General features: G+C 40.5%; 20 protein-coding genes. 1 reads left to right on the forward strand and 19 read right to left on the reverse strand.

Annotation, left to right across the window (positions count from 1 at the left end):
• From HMPREF2780_RS07550 to HMPREF2780_RS07640, 18 genes are all read right to left on the reverse strand, one after another.
• On the reverse strand, nucleotides 1-2,119 hold a 2,119-nt coding region (locus HMPREF2780_RS07550; RefSeq protein ID WP_233994386.1), incomplete at its 3' end, for an isopeptide-forming domain-containing fimbrial protein.
• Nucleotides 2,120-2,506: 387 nt separating this feature from the next.
• Entirely contained in the window at nucleotides 2,507-3,505 is a 999-nt protein-coding gene (locus HMPREF2780_RS07555) for a PhoH family protein (RefSeq protein WP_046165874.1), read from the reverse strand.
• Between the two features lie 84 nt (nucleotides 3,506-3,589).
• Nucleotides 3,590-3,805, reverse strand: a complete 216-nt coding sequence (locus HMPREF2780_RS07560) for a YozE family protein (RefSeq protein ID WP_045634687.1) — start codon at nucleotides 3,803-3,805, stop codon at nucleotides 3,590-3,592.
• Between the two features lie 110 nt (nucleotides 3,806-3,915).
• Nucleotides 3,916-4,608, reverse strand: a complete 693-nt coding sequence (locus HMPREF2780_RS07565; RefSeq protein ID WP_008809077.1) for a phosphoglycerate mutase — start codon at nucleotides 4,606-4,608, stop codon at nucleotides 3,916-3,918.
• 161 nt (nucleotides 4,609-4,769) lie between these two features.
• Complete coding sequence (perR, locus tag HMPREF2780_RS07570) at nucleotides 4,770-5,240, reverse strand: peroxide-responsive transcriptional repressor PerR (RefSeq protein WP_045634688.1); 471 nt, start codon at nucleotides 5,238-5,240, stop codon at nucleotides 4,770-4,772.
• Nucleotides 5,241-5,539: 299 nt separating this feature from the next.
• The gene (locus tag HMPREF2780_RS07575) at nucleotides 5,540-5,815 is read right to left on the reverse strand and encodes an HU family DNA-binding protein (protein WP_008809079.1); all 276 of its coding nucleotides are present in this window, start codon (nucleotides 5,813-5,815) and stop codon (nucleotides 5,540-5,542) included.
• 144 nt (nucleotides 5,816-5,959) lie between these two features.
• Nucleotides 5,960-6,793: a DegV family protein gene (locus tag HMPREF2780_RS07580; RefSeq protein ID WP_105026431.1), complete on the reverse strand. Its 834-nt coding sequence runs from the start codon at nucleotides 6,791-6,793 to the stop codon at nucleotides 5,960-5,962.
• A gap of 63 nt (nucleotides 6,794-6,856) precedes the next feature.
• The gene (locus HMPREF2780_RS07585; RefSeq protein WP_045773839.1) at nucleotides 6,857-7,585 is read right to left on the reverse strand and encodes a metallophosphoesterase family protein; all 729 of its coding nucleotides are present in this window, start codon (nucleotides 7,583-7,585) and stop codon (nucleotides 6,857-6,859) included.
• Nucleotides 7,586-7,622: 37 nt separating this feature from the next.
• Nucleotides 7,623-9,281: a DNA repair protein RecN gene (recN, locus tag HMPREF2780_RS07590; RefSeq protein WP_105026432.1), complete on the reverse strand. Its 1,659-nt coding sequence runs from the start codon at nucleotides 9,279-9,281 to the stop codon at nucleotides 7,623-7,625.
• Nucleotides 9,282-9,288: 7 nt separating this feature from the next.
• The gene (locus HMPREF2780_RS07595) at nucleotides 9,289-9,720 is read right to left on the reverse strand and encodes an arginine repressor (RefSeq protein ID WP_008809083.1); all 432 of its coding nucleotides are present in this window, start codon (nucleotides 9,718-9,720) and stop codon (nucleotides 9,289-9,291) included.
• Nucleotides 9,713-10,528, reverse strand: a complete 816-nt coding sequence (locus tag HMPREF2780_RS07600) for a TlyA family RNA methyltransferase (RefSeq protein WP_105026433.1) — start codon at nucleotides 10,526-10,528, stop codon at nucleotides 9,713-9,715. The genes HMPREF2780_RS07595 and HMPREF2780_RS07600 overlap by 8 nt, the downstream gene beginning before the upstream one ends.
• Nucleotides 10,521-11,396, reverse strand: coding sequence for a polyprenyl synthetase family protein (locus HMPREF2780_RS07605; RefSeq protein ID WP_105026434.1), 876 nt, complete (start codon nucleotides 11,394-11,396; stop codon nucleotides 10,521-10,523). The genes HMPREF2780_RS07600 and HMPREF2780_RS07605 overlap by 8 nt, the downstream gene beginning before the upstream one ends.
• On the reverse strand, nucleotides 11,393-11,605 hold the full coding sequence (locus HMPREF2780_RS07610) for an exodeoxyribonuclease VII small subunit (protein ID WP_008809086.1): 213 nt from the start codon (nucleotides 11,603-11,605) through the stop codon (nucleotides 11,393-11,395). Before HMPREF2780_RS07610 ends, HMPREF2780_RS07605 begins: the two co-directional genes overlap by 4 nt.
• Nucleotides 11,583-12,923, reverse strand: a complete 1,341-nt coding sequence (xseA, locus tag HMPREF2780_RS07615; protein ID WP_048774727.1) for an exodeoxyribonuclease VII large subunit — start codon at nucleotides 12,921-12,923, stop codon at nucleotides 11,583-11,585. Before xseA ends, HMPREF2780_RS07610 begins: the two co-directional genes overlap by 23 nt.
• Nucleotides 12,924-13,078: 155 nt before the next feature.
• Complete coding sequence (locus tag HMPREF2780_RS07625; RefSeq protein ID WP_096755379.1) at nucleotides 13,079-13,921, reverse strand: NAD(P)H-hydrate dehydratase; 843 nt, start codon at nucleotides 13,919-13,921, stop codon at nucleotides 13,079-13,081.
• 107 nt (nucleotides 13,922-14,028) lie between these two features.
• On the reverse strand, nucleotides 14,029-14,802 hold the full coding sequence (locus HMPREF2780_RS07630; RefSeq protein ID WP_048774828.1) for an HAD hydrolase family protein: 774 nt from the start codon (nucleotides 14,800-14,802) through the stop codon (nucleotides 14,029-14,031).
• Complete coding sequence (locus HMPREF2780_RS07635) at nucleotides 14,799-15,653, reverse strand: bifunctional methylenetetrahydrofolate dehydrogenase/methenyltetrahydrofolate cyclohydrolase (protein WP_048774825.1); 855 nt, start codon at nucleotides 15,651-15,653, stop codon at nucleotides 14,799-14,801. The genes HMPREF2780_RS07630 and HMPREF2780_RS07635 overlap by 4 nt, the downstream gene beginning before the upstream one ends.
• A gap of 133 nt (nucleotides 15,654-15,786) precedes the next feature.
• The gene (locus HMPREF2780_RS07640; RefSeq protein WP_008809091.1) at nucleotides 15,787-16,017 is read right to left on the reverse strand and encodes a DUF1797 family protein; all 231 of its coding nucleotides are present in this window, start codon (nucleotides 16,015-16,017) and stop codon (nucleotides 15,787-15,789) included.
• Nucleotides 16,018-16,269: 252 nt separating this feature from the next.
• On the opposite strand from HMPREF2780_RS07640, the gene HMPREF2780_RS07645 reads away from it, so the two are divergent.
• Nucleotides 16,270-18,531 carry an ATP-dependent Clp protease ATP-binding subunit gene (locus HMPREF2780_RS07645; RefSeq protein ID WP_105026435.1) on the forward strand — a complete coding sequence of 754 codons (2,262 nt, stop codon included), beginning with the start codon at nucleotides 16,270-16,272 and terminating at the stop codon, nucleotides 18,529-18,531.
• A gap of 51 nt (nucleotides 18,532-18,582) precedes the next feature.
• Here the strand turns inward: HMPREF2780_RS07645 and HMPREF2780_RS07650 are convergent, their stop codons facing one another.
• Nucleotides 18,583-19,188: a GyrI-like domain-containing protein gene (locus HMPREF2780_RS07650; RefSeq protein ID WP_045773847.1), complete on the reverse strand. Its 606-nt coding sequence runs from the start codon at nucleotides 19,186-19,188 to the stop codon at nucleotides 18,583-18,585.
• Nucleotides 19,189-19,204: the final 16 nt, after the last annotated feature.

Below are 19,204 nucleotides of genomic sequence, written 5' to 3' on the forward strand. Positions count from 1 at the left end.
TTGGCGCTGGGGTGAATTCCCATGTTCCTACGAAATGAGCATCCGCTCCATTAATAGTTTCGGATGTCTTGTCGTATGACTTAAAGTTCCATGTACCTTCTGCTGTCTTAACCTCTGTTTTACTTGGTTGCGTTGGAGTCGCTTGGCTGCCATCTTTCAAGTCTGTTTGAGCTACTGGAAGCAGATCTTTTACTTCTTGTGGAAGCTCTTTACCTGGAGTTCCACTGACAAACTCGTGTGTCGCCTTGTAGGTTGGCGCTGGGGTGAATTCCCAGGTGCCTACAAAGTGTGCGTCTGCTCCATTGATGGTTTCAGACGGCTTGTCGTAGGACTTGAAGCTCCATGTGCCTTCTGCTGTCTTAACCTCTGTTTTACTTGGTTGCGTTGGAGTCGCTTGGCTGCCATCTTTCAAGTCTGTTTGAGCTACTGGAAGCAGATCTTTTACTTCTTGTGGAAGCTCTTTACCTGGAGTTCCACTGACAAACTCGTGTGTCGCCTTGTAGGTTGGCGCTGGGGTGAATTCCCAGGTGCCTACAAAGTGTGCGTCTGCTCCATTGATGGTTTCAGACGGCTTGTCGTAGGACTTGAAGCTCCAAGTGCCTTCTGACGTCTTAACTTCCGTTTTACTTGGTTGAGTCGGGGTTACTTGGCTTCCATTAGATAAATTCTTTTCTGTTGCTGGAAGCAGGTCTTTCACTTCTTGTGGAAGTTCTTTACCTGGAGTTCCACTCACAAACTCATGATGCTTTTCATAAAGAAGAGCAGTACTTACCTGATTAGAAGGAGCTGATAAATTATCAACATGCAATGTTACAGTGTTGTCGATTTTTTCAGAACCTTTTTCTTCTACCTTTTTGTTTGTAGCAGTTTTATATGTAATAATGATATCAGTCGAAGAGTTTCCTTTTAGGTATTCAGGTGTCATTTTAACAGTAACTGTTTGACCTGTCTTTTCAATCGTATAATCACGACCTTCTTGCAGCGTTACTCCACCTGATTCAACTTTAAGTTCTTTATAATCCAAACGCTCATCAAATTTTTGAACCATTTCAATAGATGAAGGGGCTGCTAAAATGTCCTTACCTGGAACCGGAACTTTAAAAGTAGCTTTATAGGTTACATCTTGACCGTCCTTAGCTGGAATCTCAGCTGGATCTACCTCAAGAACTGGTCGCGGATCAATCTTTTCAATATAAAGCCCAAATACCGCCGAGCAGGTTTCAGTTGATGAATAACCGAAATTCATACTGTTACTATTTGAACGAAGCGCTAAACCTGAAACGTTATTTTCATAGTAACTACCACCTGTTATTTGAGTAGCAATCCATGAAGTACGGTCACTTGCTTCTTCCTGTACCAAAACATTGGCATTGTTCATTAATCGAAGATTTACATCATTCTGATAGTTTTTAACGTAGAATGTTTCCTTCAAATTATTTGCATCAATCGCATCAATATCAGTTGGTTTCATGACTAATTTTAAGTCAGTCTCTGTTCCATCTGCATAGCGAATTTCTGCCGTAACATCAGCATCAATCCAAAATGCCTTATTCATGATGTAATCATGATTCGCATCCACATAAGGGACATTCCCAATTTCAAATGCATTGCTTTCCCACAATTCTGAGATTGAGAAAAATTCAACAGTAGATTTTTGAGCGCCATTCATCTCAGATTCTGCTTGAGCAGTGTTTAGATAGTGTAGGGTTACTTTATTGAAATTTAGATAAGCATCTACTTGCTTACCATTAACGGTTCCAATATTTATGAATTTTAGAGAAAGAGGATTTTCAAAAACTTGATCCTGTTTTTTACTTTTATCTACTTTGAGAGTAAAGTTCTCCATCTCACCTGGATAGGCACCACCACTTAGATATTCATAATGGGGATTTGATAAATGAAATTGATCAACAGACTGTGATTTGGATAAAACACTGACATTGTTGATATTCAAATTAAACTTACGAATATCTAGGGTAGAGATATCCGTTCCATTTTTAATCTCTTCTAACGCAGCATAAGACTGAATTGGAAGAAGAAAAATAGAAAAAACTAAAACGATTAGGCCGATAAACGCCTTCGTCTTTCTACCAAAATTGGTAGCAAATCGCATCTTCATCCGACTTCTCCTTTTCATAATTTATCTCCATACTAAAAATGATCCGTATCCAATCATTTTTAATAGACATATTCACCGCATTCTATCACAAAAATATTGTAAATGAAAGTAGCATCAAGAAAATAATTACTATTTTTTATTTTTCTATTCCTTCTCTCTATAATACATATATTAACGATATTATCATCTTATAAAAACAAAAATTTCGCCTTTTATACCAGATTTTTTACTGTCCGATTTTCAATTTTGTTGCACACCTTATTGCGCCAGATTTTTTCAATACGTTTAACTCATAATTATATTTGGTAGTTTTTGGTCCTAATATTACGAATCAAATCAGACTAAAAATCGCAGAATAAAAAGCAGAAATCAATCTGCTCTTTTTCTTTATTCAGTTTCCTTCTCTACTACTTCAGAGGTGTCAGATTTGGTAGGATTTGCCGGTTCATAAGCCCGAATAATCTGCGCCACCACAGGATGTCGAACCACATCTTTAGCCGAGAAATGCACAAAGTCAATCTGAGAAATATTTTTTAATTTTTCCTGGGCATCAATCAAACCAGATTTAACATTACGTGGTAGGTCAACCTGGCTAATATCTCCATTCACAATCATCTTAGATTGGAAGCCCAGCCGAGTTAGAAACATCTTCATCTGCATGATGGTCGTATTTTGCGCTTCATCTAGAATTACAAAAGCATCATCCAAAGTTCTCCCCCGCATATAGGCCAAAGGAGCAATTTCAATAATTTCTCTCTCCATAAGGCGCGTCGTCTGGTCCTTTCCCAAAATCTGATACAAGGCATCATAAACCGGACGCAGATAAGGATCTACCTTTTCCTTAAGGTCACCAGGCAGAAAGCCTAGGCTCTCACCAGCTTCTACTGCAGGTCTAGTTAAGATGATCCGCTTGACCTGGCCTCGTTTGAGAGCTGTTACAGCCAGGGTCACTGCTAGAAAGGTCTTCCCTGTTCCGGCTGGCCCGATTCCAAAGACAATATCATGATTTTTAACGCTGTCCACATATATCTTCTGGCCAAGTGTCTTGACCCGAATCGGCTTACCGTAACTATCCTTGATGATTTCTTCTTCATAAAGGGCAACAAACTTATCAATCTCATCATTCTTGGCCATAGTAATTGCTGTTACCACATCAGGCGTTCCAATGGTCATGCCACGATTGACCAAGACCAAGAGAGCTTGAATCACTTGTCTAGCCTCTTCACAAGCAGTCTCTTCTCCCAATACCTGCACAATTTCAGTACGGGCATGAATCGTCACCTTTAATTCCTGCTCCATCAGACGCAGATGTCGTTCATTAGATCCAAAAAGGTGGAATGAATCATCTGGATGGCTCAATTTAATTTCTACTGAATGTTCCTGCAAACAAAGAACCTCTTTCATTTATTTTTTAATGAATTACCTTTATTATATCAAAGCAAGCAAAAAAAGACTATTTGGAACCTTTCTCTAATGTGCTTGATATTCCTCCCAAATTGCATCAAAGTCACCTAGATTAAAAGGAAAACTAGCATGCTCTTCCAAGAATCGACTGACCTCATCAAAATCGTCAGTGTGCTTGGGAAAAGCCGTATCCTGAAAAGCTAAATCAGCTAAAATCGCCTTTGGTTCATTGCTCTTTGGATTGCGCTCAGTCATGAGCCAACTATAAAATGATTTTCTCACTTGAATCCTTTCTGTCACAATTCTATAGAATTGCACATACTTTAAATATTACAGTCTATTATATCAAATAAATCAAAAACAGAAAGCCTAAGCCTCCTGTTTTCTAACTATTATTTTCCAAGGTAGTATTCTTTTACTACGTTCAATTTTTCGTCGAATTCAAATACCAATGGTGGGAAGTTAGGAATTTCCACACCCATGATTTCGTCATCTGACAATTGTTTGATGTGTTTTACAAGGGCACGAATAGAGTTACCGTGAGCTCCTACGAATACGTTTTTACCATCTTTAAGTGCTGGAGCGATTTTGTCTTCCCAGAATGGAAGGGCACGTTCCAAAGTCACTTTCAAGTTTTCAGCATCTGGAATTACTGAGTCGTCAAGTGAAGCGTAACGACGGTCAGTGTGTGCTGAGTATTCGTCATCACGAGGCATTGCAGGTGGCAACACATCGTATGAACGACGCCAGATGTGAACTTGCTCATCACCAAATTGTTCAGCAGCTTCAGCCTTGTTTTTACCAGTCAAACCACCGTAGTGACGTTCATTCAAGCGCCATGATTTTTCAACTGGAACCCACAATTGGTCAGCAGCTTCAAGAGCCAAGTTTGTTGTTTTGATCGCACGTTTCAATACTGAAGTGTATGCTTGGTCAAATTCGATACCAGCTTCTTTGATCAATTTACCAGCGTCAATCGCTTGTTGTGTTCCTTTATCAGACAAATCAACATCAGCCCAACCAGTGAAAAGGTTAGCTTTGTTCCATTCAGACTCACCGTGGCGAGCAAAAACTAATTTTACCATTAGAAATTCTCCTTTAATTTTTGAAAACTGTCATACAGCTACCATTATATTTTACAAAATTTTTACTTAAAAAGCTAGTCTCAGTAAGATATTTGTGATATTTTTAACCAGAATATTGGAGCTAGCAAAAAGGGAAAGCAGTCCCAACTTCCCCTCTATTATTAACTAGCTTCCTGCTGTCGGGCCACACAATCTGGACAGATACCATAGACCACCATTTGACTCTTAGTGATCTGATATCCCGTCTGGTCTGCAGCTTCTTGCTGAACATCTGGTAAATCCAAATCCATATCAGCAATCCGACCGCATTTTTCGCATATAACATTAAGGTGCTGATGTCCCATAAAATCGTAATAAGTCGTAGTGTCATTCCGGACCTTAAGCTCGGAAACAAATCCCTCATCAATGAGAACCTTGAGATTATTGTAAACTGTTGCTAGGCTCATATTTGGAAATGCAGGCAGTAGAGCCTGATAAATCATATCAGCACTGGGATGATCATGGCTTTGGATAATAAAATCAATCACAGCCTTTCGAGTCTCTGTAATACGGACACCTTTTTCTCTCAAATGTTTCAGTACATCTTGATAGTATTCTTTATTCTGGTCTATATGGTGCTTATGTTCTTTCATATTCTTCTTCCCTATTCTTACTAGCTACCTACATTATATCATGTATTAGCTATCTTGACTATTAAGAATGATTGTAATTAAGAAATTTTAAAATAACCGCCCTTCAAACTCGTGATTAAACCAGTAAGAACATCAAAGTATTAGTCTCAAGCTAAGATCCGAATTCCAGTTACCTCTGATATGAACTACACCATATATGTAAGGAAAACAATTGCTTTGTCCCCTTCTTGCCCCAAAGCAACAAAAAAGCCTATTGCACAACGTCAAAACGTTGATACAATAGGCTTTGAAAATCAAGATTATTTAACAGCGTCTTTAAGTGCTTTACCTGCTTTGAAAGCTGGAACTTTAGAAGCTGCGATTTTGATTTCTTTACCAGTTTGTGGGTTGCGACCTTTACGAGCTGCACGTTCACGAACTTCAAAGTTACCAAAACCGATCAATTGAACTTTTTCACCTTTTGAAAGGTATTCAGTTACAGCTGCAAATACTGCATCAACAGCTGCTGCTGAGTCTTTTTTAGTCAATTCTGTAGCTGCTGCTACTTTTGCAATCAAATCTTGTTTGTTAGCCATTTAACAAATCCTCCAAAAATTTTATGGGGTAATGAATACCCTAACATGTACTATCATAACTTAAAAACGTTTTTAGGTCAAGCCTAAAACAACGTTTTTACAATTTTTCTAGGCTGATTTCCTTTGATTTTTCTTATTTAATACTTAGCGGTATCGAATTAAAATTGCCCAAGCATTTTCGCCAGTATGCGTTTGAATAATCGACCCAGTTTCGAGTACTGAAATTGATTTTTCAACAAACTTTTGCAATCTTTCTTTCATTTCAGTAGCATAGGCAGGAGTTCCTGCGTAGGAAATACCAATTTCTTCTATATTCGCATTCGTTAACTTATCCTCCAGCTCATTCAACCATTTTTTAAAGGTCTTATCTCCTCGGCCTTTTACAATTGTTTGGAGCTGGTGATTTTTCATTTGCATCACGACTCGAATATTAAGCAATGAGCTGATTAAGCCAGTCACCCGACCGATTCGCCCACCCTTAACCAAGTTCTCAAGGGTCGAAACACCAATATAAAGTTCGGATTTTTCTTTTACTTCTTCTATTCTTTGTAAAATATCATCCAAATCAGCGCCAGCTTTAGCTAGTTTAGCAGCCTCTACTACTTGAAATTTAAGAGCCTGATCAATAAAAGAGCTATCAATGATAGTCACATCTGCATTAGCTAGAGTAGCGCCCTGCCTTGCTGCTTCAATAGTACCAGACAAAGCATGTGACATATGAATAGCTATGATATGATCAGCTGTTTCTGCCAGAGTTTCAAACACCTCAGCAAAGACTCCCACCGGAGGCTGACTCGTTTTTGGTAAATTCTTACTTTCCTTCATCAGGCGTAAAAATTCACCCTCTTTTAAATCCGAATCTGAATAAACTACACCGTCAACCATGACAGAGAGCGGAACAATTGTGATATCTAAATCTTTTACAACTTCTGGTTCAATCGTGATGGAAGAATCGGTTACAATTTTTATTTTTGCCATTTTTTCCCTACTTATTGCATTTATTGTTTTTATTATATCAAAATAATTTCATTTTTGGAATGGCTAACCTTCTGAAGAACATTGGTCATTTCTTATAAAGTGATGCTCTTTAATCCCCGAATCATCCAAAAGTAGTCCGTGCAAGACACCACCATAGACAGCACCGCCATCCATACCAATTTTCCCATCTGATGTCTGCCAAAGTTGGCTGATTCCCGGTTTTTCATTGAAAAGATAGAAAGTTGGTGTATGGCCAAACACTATCGTCTTCCCTGTACGATTGTCTCCTTCATGGAAAGGAGCTCGAATCCAGACTTTTTGATAGTCGGAAGTATCGTGCCAATCATCCAAGTCTAATTCAATCCCAGCATGAACAAAAATATATTTATCTGTCTCCAGCACAAAAGGCATTTTACGGATAAATTCAACTAAATCTGGTGCCTTTTCTAAAACAGCTTGCGCATCCAATACTGCGTCAACAGGAGCATCCAAAGGCCGTCCCAAAATAGAATTAATAGTTGTATCCCCACCATTTCGGCGGTAATGGTCATAAGACTTAGCTGGATTATCCAACCAAGTCAGAAACATAAACTCATGATTTCCTGATAAGCAAATCGCTCCTTGCTGATTTACCAAGTCTCTAACTTTCTCTAAAACAGCTCGGCTATTTTCCCCACGATCAATCAAATCACCTAAAAAGACCAGCTGAGAATGACCATCCCACTTTTGCAATAAGTCATTTAGCATGTCATACTTGCCATGAACATCCCCAATAACAAAGTAATCAGTCATCTTTCTCCCCCTCTTGATCAAAAGTACTTCTGCAAGCCTATTTCTTTAATAATTCACGCGCCTGGCTCAAAGCGGCTTCTGTTACATTTTCACCAGCTAACATCTTAGCAATTTCTTCCACTCGCTCATCGAAGTCCAAGAGACGAACAGTTGAAACAGTAGAATTTTCATCAGAAATTTTTTCAATAAAGAATTGGTTGTCTGCAATGGCAATGACTTGTGGCAGATGAGAGATTGCTAAAACCTGACCATTACTGCTAATCTTATGGATTTTTTGTGCGATAGCTTGGGCTACACGACCCGAAACTCCTGTATCAACTTCGTCAAAGACTATACTAGTCTTTCCTTCTTTCCGAGAGAAAGCTGATTTAATTGCAAGCATTAGACGAGATAATTCCCCACCTGATGCAACCTTAACTAAAGGCTTAAAGTTTTCTCCAGGATTAGTTGAAATATAAAACTCAACTTGCTCATTTCCTTCACGGTTAAACTTGCTCTTGTTAAATTGAACTTGAAAATTCGCTTTTTCCATATAGAGATCTTGCAGTTCCTGCTTAATTTCCGACTCAAGTTGTTTAGCTAAAGTATGCCTTGCTTGGCTAAGCTGTCCAGCCAAATTCACCAACCGCTTTTCTAACTCTTTAAGTTCTGCCTCTAAATCTTCAGAAGATGAGTGACTGCCTGTCAGTAGCTGGTACTCTTTCGAAATTTGCGAAAAATATTCTAGAACATCATCTACTTGGCCACCATATTTTCGAGTGATACTGTTAATTAAATCTAAACGACTTTCAACCTGCATCAGGCGGTTGCCATCAAAATCCAGTCCATCTAAAATGTCTTCCAACCGTTTGGTCACGTCTTCCAGAACGTAATAGGTCTCTGAAAGACTAGAAGATAATTCCTTATATATTGGGTCATATTCTTCAATAGACTCCATATCGTTCATAGCTGAACGCACATTAGCCAAACTAGAAAAATCCTCGTTATCCAACATAGCGTATGCATTGGTCAAGGTATCAGCAATCAGCTTGTGATTGAGTAAGCGATCACGTTCTTGGTGGAGAGCTTTGTCTTCACCAGTTTTCAAGGAAGCACTATCAATTTCAGCCATCTGAAATTCTAGCATTTCAATGCGAGCCTTATGCTCCTCTTGATTTTTATGCAAGGTCAGAACTTGTTTACGAAGCTGTCGATAGTGATCAAAGGTTTCTTGATAGAAAGCTTTCAAGGCCACGAAATCCTCATCTCCAAACTCGTCCAGCATGGCTATATGAAGCTGAGGGCGCATTAATTCTTCCTGATCATGTTGACCATGAATATCTACTAAATGTTGACCAATAGCCTTCAAAACTGATAAATTAACTAACTGTCCATTAACCCGGCTGACGCTACGGCCATTTTGCAGAATTTCTCGGCGGATAATAAGCTCATCAGTCAATTCCAAGCCCTGCTCTTCAAAAATTGCTTCTATAGCTGAGCTATTTTCCAATGAAAACAATCCTTCAATTTCTGCCTTAGTAGCTCCATGACGAATAACATCTGTAGTAGCACGGCTACCCAGCATCATATTCATAGCATCGATAATGATAGACTTTCCTGCCCCAGTTTCGCCGGTCAGGACTGTCATCCCTTGGTCAAAATGAAGAGAGATTTCTTCAATAATAGCAAAGTTTTTTATAGAAATTTCTAATAACATGGCTTTCCTACCAATTCTCGATAACGTCTAAAATTCTTGAAATGTCTTCTTTATCTTTAAGAATCATCAAAATACTATCATCATCTGTGATAATGCTAAATATTTTTTCTGAGAATGCTTCAGTGATTTGTCTTTTAATGACAGCCGTACTTCCAGGAACCAAGTTCAGATTAATCATATTTCCTAAGGTGCTAGCTTCTAGAATTGTATTCTCAGCTAACTTTAAACTACTGCTCACCGACTTGGGAATCTCATAAATATAGGTGTTGTTCTTCAGTGGCGTTTTTACAATCCCCAATTCCTTGATATCTCTAGAAACTGTCGCTTGAGTTGCTTTTATCCCTGACTGTCTTAAATAAGTAACAATCTCCTCCTGGGTACCAATCTCAAAATCATTGACAAATCGTCTAATTTTTTCTAATCTTTCCTTTTTATTCATCCTTAAATTCCTTATGCGCTGCCTCAACCACTGGACCGACTAAGTCTGCTACTAGATTTTGGGGTTGAGATTCTTTTTCTAAATAAGCCAAAAATTCAACATTGCCGTGTCCCCCTTGGATAGGAGAGTAATTCAGGCCTTTGACAGAAAAACCAAGTTCTACCATAAAAGATGTGACCTTTTCTAAGACCGCTACATGGACTTTTTTATCTTTGATGATGCCGTTCTTACCAATCTGTTCTCGACCTGCTTCAAACTGAGGTTTTATCAAGGCAACAACCTGTCCTTCTTCAGCCAAAACTTCCTTCAAGGCAGGTAAAATCAAACTCAGAGAAATAAAGCTGACATCAATGCTAGCAAACTGCGGTATTTGTTCAAAATCAGTTACTGAAGCATAACGAAAATTAAACTGTTCCATGCTGATGACGCGCTGATCCTGCCTAAGTTTCCATGCTAATTGATTAGTACCGACATCAACAGCGTAGACGAGACTTGCACCGTTTTGCAACATGACATCAGTAAAGCCACCAGTCGAAGCACCAATATCTAGCGTTACCTTATCTTTCACTGAAATTCCAAAAACTTGCAAGGCCTTTTCTAATTTTAGTCCACCACGGCTGACAAACTTCAATTTTTCACCTTTAAGTTTTAGTTCGGTTGTATCATCAATCTTTTCACCTGGCTTATCAAAGCGCTGACCGTTGATAACTGACACAACTAGGCCAGCCATCACCCCCCGTTTTGCCTGCTCTCTAGTTTCAAAAAGCCCTTGTTTAAAAGCTAGAACATCTACTCTTTCCTTAGTCATATAATCTCAAACTTTCTATGATTTTCGTGAGACTTTCTCCTGAGAAGGGGCGATTCTTAGCGATCTCCTTCAGTAAATTTTGAGCCTGATCTAAGACTTGATTCAAAGTCTCTTTTGCCTTTTCTAACCCTAAAAGAGCCGGATAGGTAGACTTAGCTGCAACCAAGTCTTTTTGAGGTGTTTTACCCAATTCTTCAAAGCTTGCTGTCACATCTAAAATATCATCTCGAACCTGAAAGGCTAAGCCTATCAACTCACCAATCTTGCGAAGTTTAGCTTGGACTCCTTCATCAACCTGCGCCAGCAACCCTCCTGCTACAAAAGGAAAGGCTAAAAGCTTGCCCGTTTTGTGAGCGTGAATAGCCTGAAGTTCTTTCAAATCAAGCTGACAGCCTTCCCCTTCCATATCGAGGGCTTGCCCCCCAACCATACCGAAGGTCCCAGCTGCTTGCGATAGTTCCATAATCAAATTCACCTTAACCCGGCTCGGTAATTCTGCTACAGCTATCAAGCCATATGGATCTAAAAAGAGAGAATCTCCGGCTAATATGGCCATGGCTTCGCCAAATTTTTTATGATTGGTCAAACGCCCACGCCGATAATCATCATCATCCATTGCCGGTAAATCATCATGAATGAGACTACCTGTATGAATCATTTCCAAAGCGGAAGCTACTTGAAAATGTGCAGACTGAAGAGGCAAACCAAATGCCTCAACTAGCTCTAATAATAGCAAAGGCCGAATCCGCTTGCCACCTGCTTGAACAGAGTAGAGAATGGATTCTACCAAAGAATCTGACACTGCTTTCTTACTATAATAGTCAATGATCGTCTGGTCTATCTGTCTTATTTTTTCTTCCTGGTTCATTCCATTTCCGTTTCTGTACCATCTTCTTGCATGACCTTAACCAAGGTCTTTTCTGCCTTGTCCAGACTAGCCTGGAGTTCCTTTGAAAGCTTCATCCCCTTTTGAAATTCCGCAATCGCCTCTTCCAGGGCTACATCACCATTTTCCAGCTTTTGAACAATGACTTCCAAGTCTGCTAAGTTTTCTTCAAATTTCTTTTCTTTGGACATGTTTCACCTCTACTTCCAGCTGCCCATCCCGCATAAGCAAGGTCAGCTCATCTTTCTCTTCAATGCCTGCACTTGATTCGATAACCTTTTGATTCTTTTGGACAATAGCATAGCCACGCGCCACGATTCGACTGGTATCCAGCATAAGCAAGGCCTCGGACAATCTCCTGACTTGAGCCACCTTGTTATCATAAATGACCGCCATGTTGCTACGCAACAAACGCTCCAGCTGGACAGTCTGCTCTTGAAAACGCTGAACGCGACTGAGCGGATTCAATACTTCTAAACGATGCTGCAAGATTTTGACCCGCTGTTGCTCTTCACTATAATATTCGCGAATTTTTTGCTTTAGTCGCAGGTTGAGCTGGTCTAACTTCTGCAGATGACCATCGTAAAGCCGCTCTGGCTGACGGAAGATAACCGACTGGGTTAGCTTATTCAACCGCTCTCGATAATAGCTCAGGCGATTGGACATTGCCCGTGACATGCGGTTTTCCTGCTGCTGCAAATGTCCTAGCAGATCTAGCTTAGTGACTGGTGTTGCTAGCTCAGCCGCTGCCGTTGGAGTCGCAGCCCTGCGATCTGCTACAAAGTCCGCCAAAGTCGTATCTGTCTCATGGCCGACACTAGAGATAACAGGAATCCGAGACTCAAAAATAGCCCGAACCGTTTTCTCTTCGTTGAAAGCCCAGAGATCTTCGATAGAACCGCCACCTCGACCAATAATCAGCACATCCAAATCCGACCGCTCATTGGCCAGTCTGATGTGGTCAGCAACCTGAGCTGCAGCCCCATCCCCCTGCACCTTGGTAGGATAAAGGACAATCTCCACTCCCGGAAAGCGACGGCTGACCGTCGTGATAATATCTCGGATGACCGCTCCGCTGGGACTGGTTACGACGCCGATTTTCTTAGGAAATTGTGGCAAGGCTTGCTTGAATTTGTCTTGAAAAAGACCTTCTTCTCCAAGTTTTTTCTTGAGCTGTTCAAACTGGATAGCCAAAGCTCCGATACCATCCGGCTCTGCCTTTTCGATGATAATAGAATAGGAACCGCTCGGCTCATAGAGCTGTACCCGGCCAATGACATTGATTTTCATGCCTTCTTCCAGCTCAAAGCCCAACTTCTGGTAGACACCGGACCAAATCGTGACCTGAATGACGGCCTTTTCATCTTTCAATGAGAAATACTGATGATTGGGACGCCGGCGGAAATTGGACACCTGACCAGTCAAGTAGACCCGCTCCAAATAAGGATCCCGCTCAAACTTCATCTTCAGATACTTGGTCAAGGTCGAAACCGACAAATATTCTGGCATGTCCTTTTCCTTTCTTATCTAGTTTTCACATACCATTTATTATAACAAAAAACTGCATAAAAAACCGATTACAAAACTCAAATATGCCTTGAAAAGCAAGAAAAAACTGGGCACCTCAAAATAGAACCCAGCATACAAAAAAACTAAGAAACAGTCTACTGACTCATCTTCTTCATCCACCTTGGAATGACTCTGCTGATTGCCGTTGGTAGGACGACATAAGCTTCCCGACTCAATTCATCCGCGATAAGGGAGTGAAGAAGGGTTGCAGCCGCCACTCGCTCAAAGAGACTGCTTGACTTGAACTGACCCGCAAATGCGGAAATCATACCAGCCAGTGTGTCCCCCATGCCACCAGTTGCCTGATAAGGTCCGCCTACTGTCAGCTCAAAGACTTGCTCTTGCCCACTTTGATAGATGATCGTTCCATGCTTTTTCTGCACGACAATACTGCCCAGAGGCAGCTGATTGACCGCCACCTGATTGGCTGCCGCTGTTTGATCTGACAAGCTCAAACCCGATAAGCCTTCCCACTCCTTTTGATGAGGGGTAAAAACTGTCTGGGCTTTTGGAAATGGCAAAGCTGCTTTGCTAAAAAGTGAGATGGCTCCGCCATCCATGATAAGTATCTGCTGCTCGGTCACAGTACGGACAACCTTTTTTAAGACATCTAGTCCTAGTTGATTCTCCGCCAAACCAGGACCAATCAAGACTAGATCTGATTTGATCAGCTGCTCTGTCAATCGGTCTTGCTCATCTAGGTCAAAGGCCATGGCCTCCGGTAAATGACTGTGCAGAGGGGCGATATTGTCTTTATCTGTGGCAACGGTCACCAGACCTGCTCCACTATTGACAGCCGCTAAAGCTGCCATGATGATGGCACCACCATAAGGATAGGTTCCCCCAATCAGTAAGAGACGGCCATAGTCCCCCTTGTGACTATCCAAGGGACGTTTCCTAATAACTTTTTTTAAAATATTTTCAGCATTTTTTGACATGATATTCTCCTAGACCAACTTCATCCTGTACTGGTCTCAAGATGACCAAACCTATCTTCATTATACACCAAAAGGCACCTAAACAGGTGCCTCGTATCGCTAGAAAGTTATTTTTCTCGGAAATCTGCAAATTTTTGTAATATTCTTGCTGCGACTGCCTTGGGTAAATTTTCCTGAAAAGCAACCTGCTCATCAGCATAATCGCTCAAGCCTGAGAAATCCCCAACCTGCACAGCGTAGAGAGAATTCTTAAAGAGCTGGATATCATTTTGATCATTACCAAAAGCCACATAATCCGAACCGCAGAGTTCCTTTACAGTTGAAGCCTTATTGGTTTCAGCCGGATTGATATAAAAACATTTCTCATGTTCATGATAGTCTAGACTTAGATTGGGCAAGTTTGTAAAACGAGCCTGTAAATCGTCTAAGAGCTGCTCATGATTCCCCATGTAAATAACGACCTTAATAGGATGCTGGAGTTCAGTCAGTTCCAGCCGTCTTGCTCGCTTTAGAGGATCTACACTGGCAATAAAAGGGATTTTTTCTAAAATCTGGCCACTATAGTCAAAAGTATTATCAACGAAAAAAGGCAAATTATAGGTCAAACAAGTATCTAGAATGGCTTGATAACTCGACTGATGCAGCTGACGCTCAAACATCAGCTGTCCATTCTGATAAGCCACTCCGCCGTTCAGGCCAATCACTATCTGCTGGCTCAATTCCGGACCTAATAGTCCCAGACAATCTCGATAGGAACGCGCCGAAGCAAACAGAACTTCATGCCCAAACTGAGGAGCCGTCAGCAGAACCTGCTTAATCTCCTCATCAATCGTCATATAATCAAAGGACAAGGTCCCATCCAGATCAAAAACAAATTTCATGATTCAAGACTCCGTTTAAAGGCCTGGTAGGTCTGCTCCATCAGCATGGTAATGGTCATAGGCCCAACACCTCCAGGTACAGGAGTAATCAAACTAGCAATTTCAGCCACTTCATCAAACTTAACATCGCCAATTAGCTTGCCGTTCTCATCTCGATTCATACCGACATCAATGACAACAGCCCCTTCCTTGACAAAGTCCTTGGTTACAAAATGTCCACGACCGATAGCCACTACCAAGATATCCGCTCGCTTAGCAAGCTTGGCTAGATTGTGGGTTCGAGAATGTGTCAGAGTCACTGTTGCATTCTTAGCCAAAAGGAGCTGAGCCATAGGCTTACCGACAATATTGCTTCGCCCGATAACAACCGCTCGCTTACCTTCCAGTTCAACACCGTATTCATGGAACATTTCCATAATGCCTGCTGGAGTAGCCGGAATCATAACCGGATGGCCACTCCATAGCTTGCCCATATTAAGCGGATGGAAGCCATCTACGTCCTTATCTGGATCAATGGCCAGCAGTACCGCTTCATCATCAATATGATCTGGCAAGGGCAACTGAACTAAAATTCCATGCCAATCAGGATTTTGATTATAAGTTTCAATTAAACTCAACAACTCTTCCTGGCTGGTCTCTTCCGGCAGACGTTCTACCTTACTCCGAAAGCCAGCAGCCAAGGCTGAGCGTTCTTTATTACGTACATAAATTTGACTCGCAGGATTATTCCCCACTAGAACCACTACCAAACCAGGAGTCTGTCCCGTTTTCTCTTTCAACTTAGCAGTCTTTTGAGCCAACTTTCCTTGTAACTTTTCGGCCAATGCCTTCCCATCAATTAACTCAGCCATTTCTCTCCCCCTCTTCATATAACTGTGCCTTCTATTATATCAAAAAACGCCTTGATTCCCCTATACATTTTCCTTATACCAGATTATAGTCTAATCTTTTGACTAAAAGAAAAAGCACCTCAGTGTGTGCTTCTTAGTATAACAATTCATAGATTTCCATCGCAATCAAGTCAATGCTATCAAAAGTAAAGGTTTCACGAGCTGCAACATCACGGAGTGTGAAGACAGATCCATTTTCCTCATCATAACTGTAAGCGACTTCAGCAACAACAACGCCATCACGTTCGAAGTTGCGCTTTAGACTACCACCATCGCTTGCCATACTTTCTAATCGATTAATAATTCTAACTAAATGTGATTCCATTTTTAGTACTCCTATTTGCTTTATCGTTTCTATTTTACCATAAATAGAAAGTGAACACCTAATAAAAGTTTAAAATTTTGTGATTTTTTAACGAAATTTGTTTGACAAAACCAAATAATTTGAAAAATAGATACTGATTTTGACTCTTTATTCTTGCAAAGATAGAGAATACTGATATAATGAGATTATAAAGTTTGACTATTTTTGACCAAATAATTTTTCTTTATAATTTACCAAGAAAGAGGTAAAAATATGCTTTGTCAAAACTGTAAAATCAATGAATCTACCATTCATTTATACACTAATGTAAATGGTAAAAAACAACAAGTCGACCTCTGCCAAAATTGCTATCAGATTATGAAAACTGATCCAAATAACTCTCTTTTGAGTGGACTGACGAACATGAATAATCATAATATGGATCCTTTTGATGATTTCTTTAATCATCTGGGGAATTTCCAAGGACCAAAGGATTCTACACCTCCAACTCAGTCAGGTGGTAGTTACGGAGGGGGCAACTATGGTCCTGGTTCTAACAACCAACGTCCTCAGTCATCCTCCAATAAACCAAAAGGTCTTTTGGAAGAGTTTGGTATTAACGTTACAGAAATTGCTCGACGTGGTGATATTGATCCAGTGATTGGACGAGATGATGAAATTCGTCGTGTTATAGAAATTCTCAATCGCCGAACTAAGAATAATCCAGTCCTTATTGGCGAACCTGGTGTCGGCAAGACTGCTGTTGTAGAGGGCTTGGCACAGAAAATAGTCGATAGTGACGTTCCTCAAAAACTGCAAGGAAAAGAGGTCATTCGACTTGATGTTGTGAGCCTTGTTCAAGGAACTGGTATTCGTGGACAGTTTGAAGAACGAATGCAAAAACTCATGGATGAGATTCGCAATCGCAATGATATCATTCTCTTTATTGATGAAATCCATGAAATTGTTGGAGCTGGCTCTGCGGGCGACGGTAATATGGATGCCGGAAATATTCTCAAACCTGCTCTTGCTCGAGGTGAACTTCAACTGGTCGGAGCTACTACTCTCAATGAATATCGTATCATTGAAAAAGATGCAGCTTTAGAAAGACGGATGCAACCAGTCAAGGTAGATGAACCAACCGTAGAAGAAACGATCACAATTCTAAAGGGAATTCAAAAGAAATACGAAGATTACCACCATGTTCGCTACACAGATGAAGCTATTGAAGCTGCTGCCATCCTATCCAATCGTTATATTCAGGACCGTTTCCTTCCCGATAAAGCTATTGATCTTTTGGATGAATCAGGATCTAAGATGAACCTAACCCTCAATTTTGTTGATCCAAAAGAAATTGACAGACGCTTGATAGAGGCTGAAAATCTGAAAACACAGGCCACTCGCGATGAAGATTACGAAAAAGCAGCCTACTTCCGCGACCAAATTGCCAAATATAAGGAAATGCAAACTGCTAAAATAGATGAACAAGATACTCCTATCATCAGTGAGAAGGAGATCGAGGCTATTGTAGAGCAAAAAACAAATATTCCAGTTGGCGACTTGAAGGAAAAAGAACAGTCTCAACTTATTCATTTAGCCAGTGATTTGAAGTCTCATGTCATTGGGCAGGATGATGCTGTTGATAAGATTGCAAAAGCCATCCGTCGTAATCGTGTGGGATTAGGCAGTCCAAACCGGCCAATCGGAAGTTTCCTTTTTGTTGGACCGACAGGCGTTGGAAAAACTGAACTTTCCAAACAATTGGCCATCGAACTTTTTGGCTCGGCCGATAGCATGATTCGTTTTGATATGAGTGAATACATGGAAAAACATAGTGTTGCCAAACTTGTGGGAGCACCTCCAGGCTACGTTGGCTATGAAGAAGCAGGCCAGTTGACTGAACGTGTTCGTCGTAATCCATACTCACTCATTCTCCTAGATGAGGTGGAAAAAGCTCATCCAGATGTCATGCATATGTTCTTACAAGTCCTAGATGATGGACGTTTGACTGATGGTCAAGGTAGGACAGTCAGCTTCAAAGATACCATTATTATCATGACTTCCAATGCAGGAACTGGCAAAGTGGAAGCTAGCGTTGGCTTTGGTGCTGCTCGAGAAGGTCGGACAAATTCTGTCTTAGGTGAGTTAGGTAACTTCTTTAGTCCAGAATTCATGAATCGATTTGATGGTATCATTGAATTCAAGGCATTAAGCAAGGATAATCTCTTACAGATTGTGGATCTAATGCTGGAAGATGTTAATAATCGACTCGCTAGCAACGAAATTCATCTAGATGTTACAACTAAAGTCAAAGAAAAATTGGTTGATCTGGGCTACGATCCTAAGATGGGGGCACGACCACTCCGTAGAACTATTCAAGATCATATTGAAGATGCTATTACGGACTATTACCTAGAACATCCGACAGATAAGGATTTAAAAGCAATCATGACTAGCAATGGCAAGATTATAATCAAGGGCAAACAGAAAGCTGAGCTTGATCAAACAAGTGACATCAGCACTAGCTCGGATTGATGATAGAGAATTAAAAAACTCCAGTCTAATATTTTAGGCTGGAGTTTTCTTTTATTCTACCTGGTAGCGAAGGATCGTTTTCAACTTATCTGGAGAAGTTCTGTTAAGATTATTTAAGTATATTTCTCTATGAAAAAGAGATCTTCTATTCAAGAAATTTTCTTTACAAAATTCATCCATTTTTGCAAAAGAAAGGGGTTCACTATCAAAAGAACCAAGGTGAAGCATGGTCAAACATTTTCCTTCTTTGATAGTCTCAAAACGAATCTTTTCATAATGAGCATTTGGTTTTTTTACCTTAACTTTCTCAAGCGCCTCTTCTACCATTTCTTTACTGATAAAACTTGGCTGGGCAATCATAATGGTATAAATCAACTCTTCTTTGACCAGTTCTCCTTGCTCTTTTTGCAGCCAAATCCCCTCAAGAGGGTAAACCGTAAAGTCTTGAATTTCTTGATTGGCATGAGATTTTTTATAATCCATTTTTATGGCATAAGCCAAAGCATAGAGAGCTGAAACTTCTTCTGCAAAACCAGGAAGATTGGGATTCCCTGTCCCATCAAGCATGATAAAGGACTGTTGAGGAACATCAACTACTTTCGGACTCGCCTTCACACCGTATAAGCTTTTCTCTGCTTTTCTCCATTCGTATTTCATATGTTTACTCCTTTCT

The sequence above is a fragment of the Streptococcus sp. HMSC062B01 genome, assembly GCF_001811085.1.
GTDB classification, from domain to species: domain Bacteria; phylum Bacillota; class Bacilli; order Lactobacillales; family Streptococcaceae; genus Streptococcus; species Streptococcus gordonii.